This window comes from Polyangiaceae bacterium (assembly GCA_015075635.1).
Lineage (GTDB): Bacteria > Myxococcota_A > Polyangia > Polyangiales > Polyangiaceae > JADJKB01.
Genome location: JABTUA010000002.1, coordinates 164,459 through 181,801 on the forward strand (window position 1 = coordinate 164,459; position 17,343 = coordinate 181,801).

Here is a 17,343-nt window from a genome sequence, read left to right on the forward strand (position 1 = left end):
GCGCATGCGCGGCGTCGTGGGGCTCTCGGCCACGTTGGTGGTGTGTTCCTCCGCGCGGGCCCAGACCGTGGACGCCGCCGCCGCGGAGACTCTGTTCCAGGAGGGCCGCAGGGCGTTCGACGCCGGCAACTACGAGAGCGCTTGCCAGAAGTTCGCCGAGAGCCAGCGGCTGGATCCGGGAGCGGGCACGCTGATCAACCTGGCGGCGTGTCAGGAGAAGCTCGGCCGGCTCGCGCGCGCCTGGGAGAGCTGGCAGGAAGCGTTGCGCTCACTTCCAGCTGGGGACTCCCGCCGCCCTATGGTGCTGGCCCGTGCCAAGGACATCGAGCAGCGCATGCCGCGCTTGAGCATCGAGCTCGCAGCCGGAGCGCCGGACGGGATCGAGGTCAAGCGCGGCGGCGTGAAGCTCGGGCGCGCGGCCTTCGGCGTCGCGCTCCCGGTGGACACGGGGGAGCTCGAGATCGAGGTGACCGCCCCGGGCAGGAAGCCGCGGCGCTACAAGGTGTCGCTGGCCGAAGGCGCAACCGAGAAGCTCGTGGTGGAGGCCGGGGAAGCCGACGGCTCCGCCACGGAGGAGCTCGAGCCCAAGGCGCCCCCGGTGGCGGCGGTCACGCCGGTGCCGGCGGCGGACCGCGTGATGCACCGAGCGCCAGATCGCACGCTCGGGTATCTGGTGACGGGGGCAGGTGCCGCAACGCTCGCGGTGAGCGCGGTCACCGGCTACTTCGCGCTGAGGCAGAAGCAGACCATGGACGACCGCTGCGCCACGGTCGGCGGAAAGCAGCGCTGCGACAGCGAAGGGCTGGACGCCGCGGACCGCGGCAAGACCTTCGCGACCATCAGCACGGCGACCTTCGCCGCCGGCGCGGTCGTCACCGGCCTGGGCGTGTACCTGATCGTGTCCGCCAAGGGCGAGCCCATCCGCGTGGGCGCGGGGGTGGCACCCGGGGGCGGCCTGCTCACCGTGGGAGGACCGTGGGCCTTCTGACTCCGTCGCGCGCCCTCTTGGCCGCCGGCCTGCTCACCGGCGGCGGCGCCTGCGAGGCGGTGATCGGCGCGGACTTCGACGACGTCGCGCCCATCGAGACAGGCAGCGCAGACTCGGGTGCGCCAGACGCAGACTCGGGCAAGTGCGCGCTCGCCCGCCCACCGCCGCCGCCCGCGCTGACCAACAGCGGCGGCGACGCCGACGTGTGGGTGATCGCGAAGGACGTGATCTTCGGCGAAGAGACCACGGACAAGGGGACCAAACCGCCGAGCATCGGCTACGACCTCGACGGGTTGTGCGCGAATCGTGGTGATCCACCGCCGTGCCAGCCGCAGCAGGGTGGCGACCCCACGGACGGACCGAAGGGCGAAGACAACGCCACTTGCGCCATGGTCGGAGACCAGTGGTCGGTGCTCGGGCAACAAGATCCACCGCTGACCAGCGCCATCGCGACGGCGGGTGTCAAGAGCGGGAAGTTCTCCCCGCTGCTGATCTTGCGCGTCCTGGACTGGGTCGCTGGCTACGACGACGAGCAGGTCACCGTCGAGTGGTACGTGGCGCTGCCGGCGAACCTGGCGCCCAGTGGAGCCTTCGCTCCGGAGTTCGACGGCTCCGACACCTGGCCGGTGCTCTCGAAATCGACGGGCTCGAGCGAGCCGCTCAAGTTCGTGGACGAGAAGGCCTACGTGACCGGTCGCGTCCTGGTGGCGCGCTTCCCGACGGCGAAGATCCCGCTCACCACCGCCTTCTTCGACTTGCAGGACGCGATCGTCACCGGCCAGCTCCAGCTCGGCCAGGACGGCAAGTGGACGCTCTCGGGCGGCATGATCGCGGGCATCACGGCGGCGGACGAAATGCTGCGGCTGATGCCCAAGTTCACGCAGGCGCTCCTGGGATTCCCGCTCTGCGCGAACATCTCGACCTACTCGCAGCAGATCAAGCCGTGGGTCTGCGCCTCGGCGGAGGCGCTCTTGCCCGGCACTCCTGCGGGCAGCGGCTGCAACGCCATGAGCGTCGGCGTCGGCTTCAACGGCGTCGAGGTGAAGCTCGGCGAAGCGCACACTCCCCCCGAGCCGGAGCTCTGCCCCCCCGGCGCCGACCCCGCGGTGGACACCTGCGCGCCGGCCGACGGCGGCTGAGCCTCACTCCGGCGTGACGATGAGCTCGACGCGCCGGTTGTTCGCGCGCCCTTCGGCCGTGTCGTTCGTCGCGATGGGCCGCGAGGGCCCGATGCCGGTGGCCTTGATCTTGTCCGAGGGGATCCCCTGCGACACCAGGTAGGCGCGCACCGCGTCGGCGCGCTGGAACGAAAGCTCCTCGTTCTTCTTGGCGGTGCCGCGCGAGTCCGTGTGCCCCTCGACCAAGATCGCCTTGAATCCCTGCTCCTTCAGCGCCTTCGCCACGTCGTCGAGCTTCGACTTCGCGATCGGCAAGAGCTCGTACTTGCCCGAAGCGAACAGCACCTCACCGGAGATGGTGATCACCACGCCGCGCTTCTCTTCCTTGATCTTCGCGACCTCGGCCAGGCTGGCCATCGCGGCGGACAGGCGCTTCTCGGTCTCGGCGCGCTTCTTCTGCTCTTCCTCCAGCTGCTTCTGGGTCTTCTTGACCTCTTGGTCCTTCTTCGCCAGCTCCGCGGCGGTCAGCTTGCGGTCGGCCTCGGCCTGCTTGCGCTCGGCATCCAGCTTGCGCTTCTCCTCTTCGAGCTCCGCCTTGGTCTTGGCCAGGCTCTTCTTGGCCTTGTCCCCTTCGGCCAGCTGAGCGGCCTGAAGATCCCGGGCTGCTTGGTCGCGCCGCTGAGCCGCGGCGGCCACCTCGCCTTGTGCTGCGGCGACCTGCGCCTTGCGCATGGCGATGTACGCCAAGGTCTTGGTGACCTCTTCGTCCCCGTCGTCCTTGAACGAAGTCTCGGCCTGGTCGAGCGCCTGCTTCGCGGTGTCGAGTTGCGCCGGAGTCAGCTTCGCGGCTGGGCCCTTGGCGGCACGATCGTAGGCGTCTCGCGCGTCCATCAGCTCCTTCGGAGCCAACGTGGTGCCACAAGCGAGCGAGCCGAGAGCCGCGCTCAGCGTCAGCCCAGCGAAGGTCCTGGAAATTCGAGTCATGCTGCTGCTCCTCCTCGCCCTGCCTACTCGTTCGCCTTCGCCTTGAAGGCCTTCACTTGATCGACGGCCGCTTGCGCCTCCGCCTTGGCGGCGGCCTCGCGCGCCATGTGCAGCGCCAGGTCAGCGTCCGCCTCCGCACGCTGCAAGACCCAGCTCGCTTCCTCGTTGTCGCCGGCGCTCATGAGCTCCTTGGCTCGCGCCAGCCCCTCCTTGGCGCGCTTCAACATCAGGTTGGCCTCGGGGTTGCCCGGCGCGCCAGCCACCTCCGCGGCGCGTACGGCAGCGGTCGCCGACGTCACGCGCTCGTTCGGCGCGGCGGCTCCTCCGCAAGCGGCGCCGAACAAGGCGAGCGCCAAGCCAAAACAGACGACGCGGATAGACATGTCACCTCCCTGGCGGGTCCGAGAGGACTATAGGTGGGGATTGCGCGGGCGCACAATGGGGTAGTCCCCCTCGGGCGAGAACTCCGAGCTCAGTCGAACCGAGCGACCTCTTCGGGCGGAACGCCGAGCGTCGGGATGCGGCCGCCGAGCGTCACGGTCTTGAGCCAACCGAGCACCGGGCGCGGGCCGGGGGCGCCGGCGAACACGCTCCGCACGCACTCGACGTAGTCTTCCATGATGCGCGCGGCGAGAGACGCGCCGACGTCGGCGCGCGCTAGCGCAGGCATGCTGGTGTAGCCCGGGAACGGACGCAGCGCGGCCCAACCGAGACCGAGCGCCGCCAGGTGCAGCTCGTCCGACAAGCGCGCTCGCCCCGCTCGCCGCGCCAACGCCGAGAGGCGCTCGACGGCAGCATTCGGCTCGATCTCCGGGCACGGCGGCAACTCGCGGTAGATGGGCGACACGGTCTCGGGAACGTAGTGGAGCGCCAGCGAGGTCTCGAAGAAGCCTGCGTGGAAGTCCTGGGGAAAGAGCTGCGTCACCGCGTGCCGTTCTTCGTCCGACAGGGCGGCGAGCGCGTCGCCGAGCTCGGACACGTCCAACCGCACCAAGCGGTCCATCAGCAGGTTGAGCGGCTGCACCGCTCGCACGCCTCGCCGCTCGAGCAGCCTCACTCCGGCGTCCAGCGCGACGGCGTGCAGCGGAGAGCCGTGGAAGGTCGCCAGGACGACGCGCCGCACGCCCAGATCGGCGAGCGCGGAGCAGGCGCGCTCCACCAGCGCCTTCACCAGCGGGTAGGGCGTGACCCGAGTGCCAGGACCAGCCGCGGGCTCCGCGCCGGCCTCGATGCTGGCCGCCACCAGCATGGGCCAGCCCTCTTCCTTGCCGAGCACGCGGTGCGCGTCGCGGGCCAGGGCCATGCTGATCAGGTGATCGTTGTGCAGCGACAGGTGCGGGCCGTGGTACTCGACCGGGTTGACCGGCAGGTACACCGGCGCGCCGCTGGCCAAGAGCCGCATCATCTCGGAGTGCGGCAGATCGAGGAGCGGGACGACTTCCAACGTGCAGCCACGTTAGCAGAAGCCGCCGCTCAGACGGCGCGGACCGCGACCAGCGCGGCGCGGATCGCCGTCCAGTCCAGGTGCGGGTAGCCGGCCCGCTCGCCCAATTTTTGCCACTCTGCCGCGACGGCGCTGAGCGCTTCGCCGCGGCTCGGCCCCGAGGCGCTGAGCGCCGGCGCAGAGTCGGCATGCCGCACGCTCGCTCCGGCCTGCCAGAGCCCGCCGTGCGGCGGCGCGTCCGACATGGTCAGCGCGAGCTTCGCGGTGCCGCAGTCGAGCTCGTAGACCATGCTGCGATGATCACGGAACTGTGTGGTTATCCGCGCCGCGAGGCCGGCTTCGCGCTCCGCCTCGGTTTGTCGATGATTCCGCATGATCGCCTCCTTCGATGGCTCCGGAAGGACGACGAGCCGGCTCTCGATGCTCCAGAGGTATAGGCCGCGGAGCGAGCTGCTGCAACCAGCGCGCCGGTCACGACGGCGTGACGACCGGTGAATTGAGCGAACTTTGGCCGATTCGGTGCTACGAGTCCCAGACGAATATGAAGGACAAACGGATTGTGGTCTTCCGCACGGCCCTGGCGGAGCTCGTCGAGTCGCTCGAGGCAACGCTTCGACTGGCCAGCTGGGACGCGGTGGAGGCGGTGCCGGAGCCGCTGGAGAAGAGCGCCTCCAGCCTGGTCGCGCGACTGGGGACTGCAGACCGACTCGCGGCTGGCGTGTTCAAGGGCTCCGTCGGAGACACGGCGCGCGTAGTCGCCCTGACGGACGCGATGCGCCGACTCGAGACCGCTTACCTCGGATACCGAAAGAAGGTCGGCGCCACCGGCTTCGCGGCGGGTGAGGCAGGCGCAGAGCTCAGCTCGGTTCTCGACGACGTGAAGACGCACGCTCTTGGGGCTGGGTGAGCGCGGGCCCTCAGGCGAGGCGTTCCCGCGGCAGCGCGGGCGACCCCCTCGAGATCTACCTGCAACGCATCGGGCGCGTGCCGCTCTTGACCCGCGAAGGCGAGGTCGAGATCGCGAAGCGCATCGAGGTCGCCGAGCACGCCATGCTCCGCGCGGTGGTGAAGTGCCCGGAGGGCCGGGACGAGGTGCGCGCGTTCGCCGCCCTCGCGCGGGATCCGGCGACGCGCCTCTCGGAGATCTTGCGCTCGGCTTCCGACGACGACCCCGCGTGGGAAGCCGCCCAGCGCAAGCGCCTCGACAGGCTCTGGGCGAAGCTACTCCGCCTCGGCCAGCGCGAGAGCCTGCTCGATCGCGCGGCTGACGCCACCAAGCTCGAGGACGGGATGTTCGTGGAGCTGACTCGGGCCGATCTCCGACCCGGCGTCGTGGACGGATGGATCAGCGCGCTGCGCGCGCGCCTGACGAGCCTCGACGAGGGCGACGAGCCAAGCCGGACCGCCCGTGCCGAAGCCGAGAGCCTGCGCGCCGCGCTAGCCACCGCCACGGAAGCGAGCCAGCTCAAGTCGCGTGCGTCGGCCGAGCTGGTCGAGGCCAACCTGCGCCTGGTGGTATCCATCGCGAAGCGCTACTCGAGCGCCGGCATGCCGTTCCTGGATTTGATCCAGGAGGGCAACATCGGGTTGATGCGGGCGGTGGAGAAATTCGACTACCGGCGCGGCTACAAGTTCAGCACCTACGCGACCTGGTGGGTACGCCAGTCGATCGCGCGGTCGATCGCCGACCAATCGCAGACGATTCGCGTGCCGGTGAACGTCTTCGAACTGGTGCGGCGCATCACGCGAGTGAGCCGCGGGCTGGTCCAGGAGCTCGGACGCGAGCCTTCGGCGCAGGAAATCGCCGAGAGGCTCGGCATCGACGCCGGGCGGGTGGAGGCGGCCCAAGCCAGCGCGCGACAGCCCCTGAGCCTGGAGACCCCGGTGGGCGAGGATCAGGGCGCGACGCTCGGCGACTTCGTCGAAGACCGCGCGGCCGCATCGCCGCTCGATGCGGCGATGCGCGCGACCCTCGCGGCGCAGACCAAGCGGCTGCTCGAGACGCTCAGTCCGCGCGAAGCCAAGGTGTTGTGCATGCGCTTCGGCGTCGACGAGCACGGTGAGAGCACGCTCGAGGAGGTGGGCCAGCGCTTCTCCGTCACGCGAGAACGGATCCGCCAGATCGAGTCCAAGGCCTTGAGCCGACTGCGCGTGCGCAGCGCGGCCCGTCGCTGTCGCACGTTGCTCGACGGCTAGCGCGCCTGGAGCACCGATGCCCGCGCCAATGCCCGTGAAGTCCATCTCTTTTCCTCGACGTGTCGGGTCATTGCGAGCCTCCTTCGCCGCCAAGGCGCGCCGATGGAGGGATGCTCGAAGCCCCTGGACGCGGCGTGACCCCAACGCTTACGTTCTGGACCCGCATGCTGGTGCTCGGCGTCATCTTGCTCGGGGTGGGTACGCCGCTCGCCGTCATCGCGCTCCTCCAGCTGCTCCGCGCGCGGAAGGAGCACCGCCTGCTGGTCGTCACGCCGACGACTCCCATCGCGAGCGCCGCGCACGGCAAGCTCGTCGAGCTAGAAGGCACCGTGGTGCCGAGTGAGCAAGGCACCAGCATCGCGCCAGCGAGTGAGCGGCCGGCCGTGGTGTTTTCGACCGAGATCTACGACACCGCCGGCACCGTCTCACTGGAGAAGACGCTCCAGGATCGCCGCGAGTTCTGGCTCGATGACCAGCTCGGATCGCGCGCGCGCATCTTGCCCGAGCGGGGGAGGGTCGTCGTCCCCATCACGCGCTACGCCCCGGGACATCTCGGCGGCGACACCCTCCAGGGTCGGTACCGCCTCACGCAGATGTCCGACGAGCTGTACGCCCGGATGCGTGCGGAGGTGGGAGGAGATCGGCCGTTGCTGGTGGAGGAGCAGCTGATCGCGCCTGGCGAGCGGCTGCTCGCGGTCGGCCTGGGAGAGCGAGCAGCGGACGGCACGCTGGTCCTGCGCTCGAGCGTCGCTCACGAGCTGGTGCTCTCGACCTACTCCGAACCGGACCTGCGCCGGCTCACCCGAAGCGAAGGCAAGCTGGCCCTGGTCTTGACGCTGGTGTTCCTGGGCGTGGCGGCGTCGGGCTTCGTGTTGGTGGTACTCGGCCTGGCCCGTGGCTCGTACTGATTCGCGGCTGTCACTCCTTCGGCTGCCCCAGGTAGCGGAACAGGTCCGAGCCCGTGGAGAGCACCAGGCTCGACTGCTCGCCAAGGGCCTTCTCGTAGGTCTCCAGGCTGCGGACGAAGGAGTAGAACTCGGGCGACTTGCCGAAGGCCTGCGCGTAGATCTTCGTGCTCTCTGCGTCGCCTTCGCCTCGCAGCTTCTGCGACGTCTCGTAGGCCTTCGCCAGCAAGATGGTCTTTTCCTTGTCGGAGTCCGCGCGGATCTTGGCGGCCTCCTCCTCGCCCTCCGAGCGGTACTGCTTGGCGACCCGATCGCGCTCGGCGCGCATGCGGGCGAACACGCTCTCCTGGACCTCCTTGGGCAGATCCGCGCGCTTGATGCGCACGTCCACGATCTCGACCCCGAACTCCTTGGTCTGCACCCGGGTCGAGACGGCCACGCGCTGCATCAGCGGCTCGCGCTCGCTGCCGATGATCTCGCCGAAATCGCGGCTGGCGATCTCGCGTCGCATCTCGCTGTTGATGATGTCGTCGAGGCGAGCCTTGGCGCCGCTCTCGTCGTGCACCGTCTTGAAGAAGACGATCGGGTCCGTGATGCGCCAGCGGGTCACCGGGTCCGCCAACAGCCGCTTCTTGTCCAGCGACAGGTACTCGGCGGGTGCAGTGTCGCTCACCATCACGCGCCGCTCCATGCGCGTCACGGTCTGGGCGAACGGCGTCCGGAAGTAGAGGCCGGGCGAGTCCACGGTGCGCTTGAACTCGCCGAACTGGGTCACGATGGCGAGCTCGCCCTCGTCCACGACGAAGGTGCTCTGCAACCCCACGAAGAAAGCCACCACGGCGAGCACGATGACGCCGAGCTTCATTTCGCCGCTCCTGCCGCGACGGCGGCGCCCTGCGGACCGAGTTGGAGGACCGGGAGCGCGCCCTTGGCGAGATCCTTGTCGACCACCACCTTCTTGTCGATCTTGCCCAAGATCCGCTCCATGGTCTCCAGGTACAGGCGCTGTCGCGTCACTCGCTCGGCCTTGGCGTATTCGGCGTAGACCGACTCGAACTTCTGCGCGTCGCCGTTGGCCCTGAGCACGCGCTGCTCTTTGTAACCCTCCGCTTCGCGCTCCATCTTCCGCGCCTCGCCGCGAGCTCTGGGGATGATGTCGGCCTGGTAGCCCTTGGCCTGGTTGATCAGCTTCTCCTTCTCCTCGCGCGCGCGCACCACGTCGTGGAACGCCTCCTTGACCTGGTCCGGCGCGTCCACCGTCTGGAGCTTCACCTCGGTGATGCTGATGCCGCTCTGGTACTCATCCATCAGCTTCTGGAGCCAGGCGCGGGTCTCGCTCTGCACCTTCTCGCGCCCGGTCGTGATGACCTCGTCGATCTTGGTGCGCCCGACCATGCTGCGGAGCGCAACCTCGGCGGTCGCCCTCAAGGCCTCCTCCGGATCCTTGATCCGGAACAGGTACTTGCTCGGGTCCGTCACGCGGAACTGGATGATCATCTGGGCTTCGACGATGTTCTCGTCGCCGGTGAGCATCAGCGCTTCGTCGGGGACCGGGTCGTTGCCGCGGAATCCGACCTCGAGGCGGCGGATCTGCTCCAGGTTCACCACGTTGACCTTCTGCACGAAGGGCACGCGGTAGTGCAGACCGGGCCCCGTCTTGCCGGACTCGCGGCCGAAGGTGCGCACGACGCCCTGCTCGCCGGGCCCGACGCTGTAGACGCCGGTGGCCGCGATCACCAGCACGAGCAGCCCGAGCGCGATGGGACCGATACTCTTGAGGCGCGATCTGAACGCCTCGGAAACCTGACCCAGGACTTGCCCGATGTCGGGGCCCTGACCGGGGTCGCCGATGGGATGATGCTGCATGGTCGGTCATTCATGGGCTCGTCGCTGCCCGACCGCAACCGGAATGGACCGATTCTCGTGCCGCATGTCCCGTCAGCGTCGCTTCGCCGCGAGCCGAGCTCCGCCCCAGTAGACGAGCGTGCCCGTGCCGGACAGCGCGACGAGGCCCCCGGACGGGTCCGAGGCGAGGGCGTGGAACGTGAGCCAGCCGGGGCGCGCGAGCTCGGGCCTGACGACGTCGCCGGTGCCCAGCGAGAGCAAGTGGAGCCGCCGGTCCACGTCGAACGCCAGCCGCCCGTCGGCGCAGAACGCCAGGCTCGACTCGAGCGCCGAGCTCCAGCGCACCTGGATCGACTCGAGCGTCACGAGCTTGGTGTCGAACACCCAAATGCGCTTGCCATGGGGCTCGGAGATCGCCACTCGACCATCGGGCGCGACGGCGAGCCCGCGCACCGAGGGCGGGTGGACCTCCGGCGGCAGGCGGAGCTGCCAGCTCTGGACTGGGCGCGCGTCGGCACCGAGCAACGCCAACTCTCCGCTCGCGGTGAGCGCGTAGAGCGCACCGCTCGCGTCGCTGGCGATTGCGCCGTAGACCCGCGCGTCGGTCTCGCTGGGGAGCGCTGGACCGACGCGCTCACCCTGCCCTTCGACGCGGTAGATGGCGCCCCCGAAGCTGGCGAACAGCCCCCGAGCACCAGCGCTGGCCAGCCCGCCGAGCTGTGCCTCGCGTTTCGGCAGCGGAAGCTCGATCTGGGCGCGAGGCTGACCCAATGCGTCCAGGTACACGAGCCTGCCGGCGAGTGACCCCACGACGATGGTGCCGTCGGCCAGCCGCGCGACGGCGTGGTAGCTGTCGAGGCGCCGCGCCTGTGCGCTCAGATCGACCACGAGCTCGGCTTGTTTCGCCATCTCGTCGCTCGGGGACGAAACGAGGCTGCTCGCCAGGAGCCCACCCACGACGAGCAGCGCGCCGGCGACGGCGACGCCGATGCCGATCCCGACGAAGCGGAAGCCCGTTCGCACGACGACACGAATGACGGGCTCTCCGCCCGCGGCAGCGGCGCCAGCGGCGGAGGTGACGCGCTCGACTCGTGACCGCGTGTGGCAGTGAGCGCAGAGCGCCGAGGCAGCGCGTGCATCCATCTGGAGCGGCGCGCCGCACACGGGACACTGGACGGAAACACGCCGGGGCATGCTCAGCACCCTCGCTCGACGGACGAGCTGTCTACCACTTCCGGCCAGCCTTCCCCCAGCGCGCCAGGAAGCCGAGCTGGGTCATGACGAGCACGGACCGATCGTGGGTCTCGACCAGGTCGGTGACGAAGCCCCAGCTGTCGCGGGGCAGCTTCGGCCCGGGCAGCGGCCGGAAAGCCGCGTCGAAGAGCAAGAGCTCGTAGTAGTAGCCGACGAGGACCTTCCCGTCCGAGAGCGGCAGGAGCCCGGTGTAGTTGGCCGGGCCACCCGGAGCGTGCCGGCGGAGCAGCTTACCCTCGGGAGAGAACACGTAGATGGCCGGCTCCTGCTGAGGCGTCACGTACACCTGCCCTTGCCCGTCCAGCGCCAGGCTGTCGCAGCCGTGGTGCCGCGGATCGACCCCCGTGAGCGGTTGCTTCCAGCGTACGCGCGGCTTGCGGTCGGCCCCGAAGCTCACGAGGTCGTCCCCGCTGGTCATGAGCCAGAGCGCGTCGTCCGCCCCGACCGCGAGACACGTCGCGTGCTCGTCGCCGGACAGCAGCGCGGACCGGCCCGCGATGACCCGCGTGGCCATCGACACCTCGAGGAGCGCACGGCCGTGGCTCACGTACAGGCGACCGGCGCGATCGGCGGCGAGCCCCCATGTCACGCCGGTCCGGGCCGAGTTGACGAAGTCGTCGGGCTCCGGGGTCGGCAAGGACACGGACCCGAGCCAGGTGCCGTCGCTCGCGAAGTGGCACAGGAGCTCGCTGCGACACGCCATCCAGAGCGCGCCGTCCGGCGCCAGCGTCGCCCGCGTGACGAAGACGTCGGTGGCCGCCTCGGGGGCCTGCAAGCGCACGACCCGGTCGGAGTCGTCCCGGTTCCTGAGCCAGTCGACGGTGGTCCCCAGCACGATCACCAGCACGATACCCGCGAGCATGGCGGCGAGCGCGAACCCCACCCCGCGTCCGTCCGCAGGCTTGGGTTCGGCGGTTGGTTCCCAGCGCGTCACGCGCTTGCAGTAGGGGCACGTGATCTCGAGAGCCACGGCCGGGTCATGGCTCAGCGGCGCGCCGCAGGTCGTACAGGGGGTGACCGCGAGCCGAGCCATGGGCGGCAGTCTGCCGCAGCTGCCTGCTCGTGCCTACGGAACGCACTGTCTGCGAGCTCTGCGCACCAGGGTCCCTAGCGCGAGCAGCGCCAAGAACAGCACGCTGTCCGTGCCCCGGCCGCGGCCGCGCGCGCCGACCACGCTCGCGGCGCAGGAATTCTTCGCGCCGGAGTCGTCCGACATCGCCGTCACCTTGCTGATGGGGGCGCCGCACATCTCGGCGCACGCCGCCTGATCGTAGCCTTGGCAGCTACAGGTCGAGAAGCAGTCCCCCGGGCAGCTGCTGTCGGGCTGATCGCTCTCGTCGCAGAGGTCGGCGCAGGTCGCTGCGTCGGTGCCGGCGCACTGGCACTGGTCGAAGCAAGTGGTGCAGCCGTCGCAAGCGGGAGCCGAGCAGCTCCCCTCGCCGTCAACCCCGTTGTCTCCGTTGTCGGCCTTGCCCGGATCGCTGCCACCTGCGCCGGCCGAACCCCCGGTCCCTCCGTAAGCTCCACCGCTTCCAGACGTGCACTGAGCGTTGCACGACGCGAGGTCACCGCCCTGACACGTGCACTGCGCGACGCAGTCGCCGCAATCCGCACAGCTCGGTGGGACGCAAGCGGGCGGCGGGCTCGCCGGCGCCGTGACCGGAACGCCTGGACAGCCCACCACGGAGCTCGGGTCGATGGGAGTCGCGACCACGGTCAGCTTGTCGCTCCACCCGGTCTGACTGAACCCGAGCAGGTGCTTGGTGATGAGCGGGCTCGCATCCAGCACCGGCACGTGCGCGTTGCACGAGCCCGCGGCGGCTTGCTCCACGCAGCGATTGGGGCCGCAGTCGGCCACCTGCGCCACGCAGTGCTTTCCCTTCGCTTCGACCAGGAGCTTGGTCCCGCAGGGGAAGCGCGCGCGGTCCGCCACGTACGCCCAGGTGCCGTCGGCGTTGCCGCCACAGGACATGGGCTGGGTGTCGGAGCCTCCGCCAAAGGTGGTGATGACGTACTTGCCGTCCGCGGGCACGTCCGAGTAGCTGAGCTGAGCGCAGGTCCCGGACGACACACATTGGCAACCTCCGACCGTGAGCTCGCTCCCGAGCGCCGAGACGCCGCTCTCGGACGAGTCGGCGGCGCTACAGGCGAGGGCCAAGGTCAGGGCCAGGAAGGCTGCGAACAGGGCTCGGAGCGCCACGCATCGGACCTAGCAAGATCGCGTCCAGCGCATTCTCTCGGAGATCTCGCGGGAGACGCGCGACGCTCGTCCCGGTCCGTCCAGATATTCCGGACGCCGTCCGGATGCGCCGCTGATTGCCTACATTTTCCCACAATCGCGAAATCCGAGCGAAGTCGACCCCGGGGCCGTGCGCGAGTGGCGGCACGCGTCGTGCTTGGTGCGAGCTGCCATGTTCAAGCAGAGACTCTCCCTCGCGGTCCTCGTCCTGTCTGCCGCAGCGTGCGGCGTCCCCGCTTGCGCGCCGGCCACGCCGCCCGCGGAGTCACAGGAGCTCAGCGAAGATCCCGTCGCAGCAGGCGAGGGGCTGTCCGGCGCCGTCCCGGTAGGCACGCAGCTCAAGACGACCGGCAACGTCAACCTGCGCTCGGGACCGTCGACTTCGAACAGCGTGCTGCACGTCGTCGCCAAAGGCTCGCAGGTGACGGTCGCGGCCTCCACGCCGAAGAACGGCTTCTACCAGGTCAAGCACGGCGGCACGCTGGGCTGGTGCGCGGGCTCGTACCTGGAGCCGACCGGCAGCGCTTCGGGCGCGCTCCCCGTCGGCACGGTCCTCAGCGCGACCGGTGACGTCAACCTGCGCAGCGGGCCCTCGACGTCGAACGGGGTGATCGACGTCGTCAGCGCCGGCGCCAAGGTCACGCTGGTGGCCTCCGCGGCGCAGAACGGTTTCTACAACGTGGACTACTCCGGCAAGGTCGGCTGGAGCTCGAGCAAGTACTTCTCGGTCAGCTCGACGGGCACCGGCGGCAGCGGCGGATCGGGTGGCAGCGGCGGCGCGACCGGCAGCGGCGGCGCGAGCGGTGGCAGCGGCGGCAGCGGCGGCAGCGGCGGCGCGACGGGGAGCAATCCCACCATCGCGGCGGCGATGTCGCGCGCCGAGTCCGCCGTCGGCTTCTCGTACTGGTGGGGCCACGGGCGCTTCGCGAACGGCGGACCGAAGGGCAACGCCGGCTCTTGCTCGGGCTCCTGCCCGAACTGCTCGCACAGCGGGAGCTACGGCGGCGACTGCTCGGGCTTCGTCGCCAAAGTCTGGCAGGTGCCGGCCAGCAACACCGACATCACGGTCGACAGCCACCCGTACAGCACTGCCGACTTCGACGTCGACGGCAGCCAGTGGTCCACCGTCTCGAAGGGCAACGTCAAGCAGGCCGACGCCTTCGTGTATCGGAGCAACGGCGCCGGTCACATCTTCGTCTACTCGAGCGGCGACGGCTGGGGCTCGATGTACGCCTACGAGTGCAAGGGCTGCTCGGCGGGATGCGTGAAGGGTTACCGCACGGCGACGAGCGCGTATCATGCGATCCGCCGCAAGGGGTACTGAGGAACGGTCATGAACAAGCGCGTGCTCTTCGCCTCGCTCGTGGTGCTGGCCGTCGTCGCCGCGCTCTGGTTCCGCACCACCTCGTCCCACGGCAAGGGCACACCCGAAGTCGCCTCCCCGACCGCCGCTGCTCCCGCGCCCGCGGCGCGCGCGCCGGCGCAGCCGGCGCTCCGGCCCGCGGCGGACGACGAGGCACCGAAGCCGAGCGGCGGGCCCACGTTCTTCGCCCGCTGGGGTGGCGGCCCGGGTGAGCTCGGGCGCGAGCGGCCACAGGAAGGAAACCCGGTGGGGCCGATGAGCTTCGCGGCGGACTCGCGCGGGCGCCTGACCGTGCTCGACGGCGTCAACGGGCGCCTGGTACGCCGCGGCGACAGCGGGGAGCCCGACCAGACGTTCCCCATCGACGTGGTGAACCCCGAGGACGTGGCCGTCGGCCCGCGCGGTGAGAGCGCGGTGCTCGACCGCCACCGCGACAAGGCCGTCAGTATCTACGACGAGTCGGGGAAGTCCCGCGGCAAGCTGCCGCTCGAAGGCGAAGGCGTCGCCGACCCGGGCAGCGTCACCGGAGTGTTCGTGGACGGCGAGGACGTGTACGTGGAGCGCGAGCACGGTCCGCTGGTGAAGATCGGCAATCTCTCCGGCGTCCCGGCGTCGCCGCGCAGCGAGCTGCCCGGCCGCCCGAGCCGCGACGGCAAGTCCTTGCTGAAGGCCGGCATCATCGAGGCGCCGGCCGGTCGCGTCTACGTGACGTCCATGGACCGGAGCAAGCTCGCGCACCGCTTCACGCGCGAGCTCGCGCTGCCGTCGGCGGTACACATGATCGCGCTCCTCGACAGCGACAAGCGCGGCACCATCTACTTCGCCGCCGAGATCAGCGGCGGCGAGGTCGTGCTGTACTGCCTCGACGGCGCCAGCGGCGCGCCCGCGGGCAGCGCGAGCCTCCCGGCCAACACGCTACCCGAGGAGTCGATGCGCGACTTCGTGGTGCTGGACGACGGCGGCGTGATCCAGGCGCTGCGCTCGGAAGAGGGCGTGAGCTACACGCGATACGACTGCCACTAGCGTGAGGCCGCACCAACGGCGCGCGGCTCGGCGGGCAGCACCTGGTGGCCCAGCCGCACCTCGACCTCCGGGTGCTTCTCGGCGAAGACCCGCAGGCGTTCGAGGCTCAGCGCGCTCTCTGCGCGGTCCCGGGAGAACGTCCCGGGCTCGACGCCGTGCTCCCACCCCCAGGCCGTGTGGCAGGCGTCGCCGACCAAGAGCACCGGGCCGTCCGGCGTGCGGGCCAGGTACGCCGTGCTGCCCGCGGTGTGGCCCGGAACCAGCAGCGCGAACAGGCTCTGGTCGCCGAACAGGTCGAGCACACCCGCGAAGACCCCGCTCGGATCGGCTTGGAACCGAAGCTCGCGGAGCGGGGCATGCCCGGCCAGGGTCCGATCGATGACGGGCTGCACGAACACGTTGAGGAACGCGCGCTCCCGCGTCTCCCCCGGTCCGGCGTAGAGCGGCGTCCCGCGGGGCACGTCCGGAAGCCCCGAGAGGTGATCGAGGTGCAGGTGCGTGAGCAGCACCCCGGCGAGCGGCTCCGGCTGCCGAGCGAGCCAGCTCGCGGTGTCGGTCGCGAAGCGCATCTTGTCGACGTTCATCACCTTGGCCGCGATGCCGCGCAACGCGGCGCGCTCGGGGGCGTCACGGAGCGCGCGCTCGATCCCGGTGTCCACCAGGTAGAGGCCCCGCTCGGGGTGGCGCAGCGCGTGGAAGAAGATCTGGATCGGCTCCGGGCCGTCTTCGAGGCCCGCGGTCCGAGCTTTCTCGTGGTCCAGGTTGAGGAGGCCGGCGCGGGTGATCTCCCAGTCGGCCGCTTTGACCGTCTCCACCACGACCGGTCCCGGCGTGCCCAGGACCTGCTCGAGCCGAGAGGTGGACGAGGTCGTGCCCAGGGTCGCGGCCTCGACCGGATGGCTGGTGGGGCGGACGCCGACGCTGGCGAGCCCGGCGGCGAGCGCGAGGGGCAGAGCGGTGGCGAGCAGCAGCTTTCGCTTTCGAGTCAGGGTCATGCCGGCAGTCTGAGGTCTGCCTGGGCGCATGGCTACTGGTCACTTACGCATGGTACCATACGCCGATGCATATCGACTGGGACGAAGTCCGGCTCTTCCTGGCGGTCGCCGAGTCGGGGAGCCTGAGCGCTGCCGCGCGCAGCTTGCGCACCACCCAACCCACGGTCAGCCGCCGCCTGGCCGATCTCGAGGCGCGCCTCGGGGAGCCGCTCTTCGCTCGCGGGGCGGAGGGCGCCACGCTCACCAGCTTCGCCGAGCACCTGCTCCAGCCCGCCAAGCACATGGCCGAGTGGGCGGCCGTGGTCGAGCGAACGGCGGAGAGCGTGGACGCCGAGCCGCGCGGAGTGGTCCGGGTCACCGCGCCACCGGGTGTGGCCGCCGACGTGCTCGCGCCCGCCGCCGCCGCGCTTCGCAGCGAGCTGCCCGGGATCCGCTTGGAGGTGATCTCGACCGTCAGTTACCTGGATCTGTCGAGGCGCGAGGCCGACCTCGCGCTGCGCACCCAGGTGGCGACGCAGCGCGATCTCGTCACCGTCGCCTCCATTCACTTCGACGCCGTGCCGTTCGCGTCCCGGGAGTACGCCGCGAAGCTCCCGCGCCGCGCCAAGCTGGCGGACGTCGACTGGATCGGCTGGGCGCCGCCCCTGGACCACCTCTCGCCCAACCCGGAGCTCGCCCGACTGATCCCTGGCTTCCGGCCGGTCTTCGCCTCGGACGACTTCTTGGTGCAGCTCAGCGCCGCCGAGGCGGGGCTCGGCGCCATCTTCCTGGGTCGCGTCCGGCATCGCTTCAGCCGCGAGACCAGCCTGGTCGAGCTGCACGTGGATCTGCCGCCGGTGCCCAGCAGCATGCAACTGGTCGCAGCCAAGAGCGCCCTCGCCATCCCGCGCGTGGGGGCGGTCGCCGACTGGCTCTCGCGGGAGCTCGCGCGCGCGGACACCTCCCGGAGGCCGCGGAAGCGCGGCTAGCTGCCCCCGCGGTACACTCGC

18 protein-coding genes and 1 pseudogene are annotated in these 17,343 nt (G+C 70.3%); 9 read left to right on the forward strand and 10 right to left on the reverse strand.

The features are described 5' to 3' along the window. Positions 1 to 4 precede the first annotated feature (4 nt). Positions 5 to 988 carry a hypothetical protein gene (locus HS104_17010; protein ID MBE7481667.1) on the forward strand — a complete coding sequence of 328 codons (984 nt, stop codon included), beginning with the start codon at positions 5 to 7 and terminating at the stop codon, positions 986 to 988. Beyond that, a complete protein-coding gene (locus tag HS104_17015; protein MBE7481668.1) occupies positions 976 to 2,127 on the forward strand; it encodes a hypothetical protein in 1,152 nt (383 codons plus the stop codon). Before HS104_17010 ends, HS104_17015 begins: the two co-directional genes overlap by 13 nt. Positions 2,128 to 2,130: 3 nt before the next feature. On the opposite strand, the gene HS104_17020 is transcribed toward HS104_17015, so the two are convergent. The 4 genes from HS104_17020 to HS104_17035 form a co-directional block, all read right to left on the reverse strand. Next, positions 2,131 to 3,090 (reverse strand): OmpA family protein, encoded by a 960-nt coding sequence (locus HS104_17020; GenBank protein MBE7481669.1) that lies wholly within the window; start codon positions 3,088 to 3,090, stop codon positions 2,131 to 2,133. Positions 3,091 to 3,113: 23 nt separating this feature from the next. Next, on the reverse strand, positions 3,114 to 3,473 hold the full coding sequence (locus tag HS104_17025) for a DUF4398 domain-containing protein (protein MBE7481670.1): 360 nt from the start codon (positions 3,471 to 3,473) through the stop codon (positions 3,114 to 3,116). An 89-nt stretch (positions 3,474 to 3,562) separates the two neighbouring features. Then, complete coding sequence (locus tag HS104_17030; GenBank protein MBE7481671.1) at positions 3,563 to 4,534, reverse strand: creatininase family protein; 972 nt, start codon at positions 4,532 to 4,534, stop codon at positions 3,563 to 3,565. A 29-nt stretch (positions 4,535 to 4,563) separates the two neighbouring features. Beyond that, positions 4,564 to 4,908 (reverse strand): hypothetical protein, encoded by a 345-nt coding sequence (locus HS104_17035; GenBank protein MBE7481672.1) that lies wholly within the window; start codon positions 4,906 to 4,908, stop codon positions 4,564 to 4,566. Between the two features lie 167 nt (positions 4,909 to 5,075). Between HS104_17035 and HS104_17040 the strand changes: the two genes are divergently transcribed. The 4 genes and pseudogenes from HS104_17040 (at position 5,076) to HS104_17055 (ending at position 7,638) form a co-directional block, all read left to right on the forward strand. Further along, a complete protein-coding gene (locus HS104_17040) occupies positions 5,076 to 5,441 on the forward strand; it encodes a hypothetical protein (GenBank protein ID MBE7481673.1) in 366 nt (121 codons plus the stop codon). Further along, positions 5,438 to 5,578 (forward strand): annotated as a pseudogene (locus HS104_17045) (hypothetical protein). Before HS104_17040 ends, HS104_17045 begins: the two are co-directional and overlap by 4 nt. A gap of 6 nt (positions 5,579 to 5,584) precedes the next feature. After that, complete coding sequence (locus HS104_17050) at positions 5,585 to 6,730, forward strand: sigma-70 family RNA polymerase sigma factor (protein MBE7481674.1); 1,146 nt, start codon at positions 5,585 to 5,587, stop codon at positions 6,728 to 6,730. Between the two features lie 134 nt (positions 6,731 to 6,864). After that, positions 6,865 to 7,638: a hypothetical protein gene (locus HS104_17055; GenBank protein ID MBE7481675.1), complete on the forward strand. Its 774-nt coding sequence runs from the start codon at positions 6,865 to 6,867 to the stop codon at positions 7,636 to 7,638. A 10-nt stretch (positions 7,639 to 7,648) separates the two neighbouring features. Here HS104_17055 and hflC read toward each other — a convergent pair whose 3' ends face one another. From hflC to HS104_17080, 5 genes are all read right to left on the reverse strand, one after another. Beyond that, positions 7,649 to 8,500, reverse strand: coding sequence for a protease modulator HflC (gene hflC, locus HS104_17060; protein MBE7481676.1), 852 nt, complete (start codon positions 8,498 to 8,500; stop codon positions 7,649 to 7,651). Next, positions 8,497 to 9,501: an FtsH protease activity modulator HflK gene (hflK, locus tag HS104_17065; protein MBE7481677.1), complete on the reverse strand. Its 1,005-nt coding sequence runs from the start codon at positions 9,499 to 9,501 to the stop codon at positions 8,497 to 8,499. Before hflK ends, hflC begins: the two co-directional genes overlap by 4 nt. A gap of 72 nt (positions 9,502 to 9,573) precedes the next feature. Further along, positions 9,574 to 10,674 (reverse strand): PQQ-like beta-propeller repeat protein, encoded by a 1,101-nt coding sequence (locus HS104_17070; protein ID MBE7481678.1) that lies wholly within the window; start codon positions 10,672 to 10,674, stop codon positions 9,574 to 9,576. A 31-nt stretch (positions 10,675 to 10,705) separates the two neighbouring features. Continuing rightward, complete coding sequence (locus HS104_17075; protein MBE7481679.1) at positions 10,706 to 11,767, reverse strand: hypothetical protein; 1,062 nt, start codon at positions 11,765 to 11,767, stop codon at positions 10,706 to 10,708. Positions 11,768 to 11,800: 33 nt separating this feature from the next. After that, positions 11,801 to 12,934 carry a hypothetical protein gene (locus tag HS104_17080; protein MBE7481680.1) on the reverse strand — a complete coding sequence of 378 codons (1,134 nt, stop codon included), beginning with the start codon at positions 12,932 to 12,934 and terminating at the stop codon, positions 11,801 to 11,803. Positions 12,935 to 13,145: 211 nt separating this feature from the next. Here HS104_17080 and HS104_17085 point away from each other — a divergent pair, with 211 nt between their 5' ends. Then, the gene (locus HS104_17085; GenBank protein MBE7481681.1) at positions 13,146 to 14,297 is read left to right on the forward strand and encodes an SH3 domain-containing protein; all 1,152 of its coding nucleotides are present in this window, start codon (positions 13,146 to 13,148) and stop codon (positions 14,295 to 14,297) included. A gap of 9 nt (positions 14,298 to 14,306) precedes the next feature. After that, the gene (locus HS104_17090; protein MBE7481682.1) at positions 14,307 to 15,359 is read left to right on the forward strand and encodes a hypothetical protein; all 1,053 of its coding nucleotides are present in this window, start codon (positions 14,307 to 14,309) and stop codon (positions 15,357 to 15,359) included. On the opposite strand, the gene HS104_17095 is transcribed toward HS104_17090, so the two are convergent. Further along, positions 15,356 to 16,354 (reverse strand): MBL fold metallo-hydrolase, encoded by a 999-nt coding sequence (locus tag HS104_17095; protein MBE7481683.1) that lies wholly within the window; start codon positions 16,352 to 16,354, stop codon positions 15,356 to 15,358. The two genes, HS104_17090 and HS104_17095, sit on opposite strands and share 4 nt — an antisense overlap. A 65-nt stretch (positions 16,355 to 16,419) precedes the next feature. On the opposite strand from HS104_17095, the gene HS104_17100 reads away from it, so the two are divergent. Then, positions 16,420 to 17,322 (forward strand): LysR family transcriptional regulator, encoded by a 903-nt coding sequence (locus tag HS104_17100; protein MBE7481684.1) that lies wholly within the window; start codon positions 16,420 to 16,422, stop codon positions 17,320 to 17,322. Positions 17,323 to 17,343 lie beyond the last annotated feature (21 nt).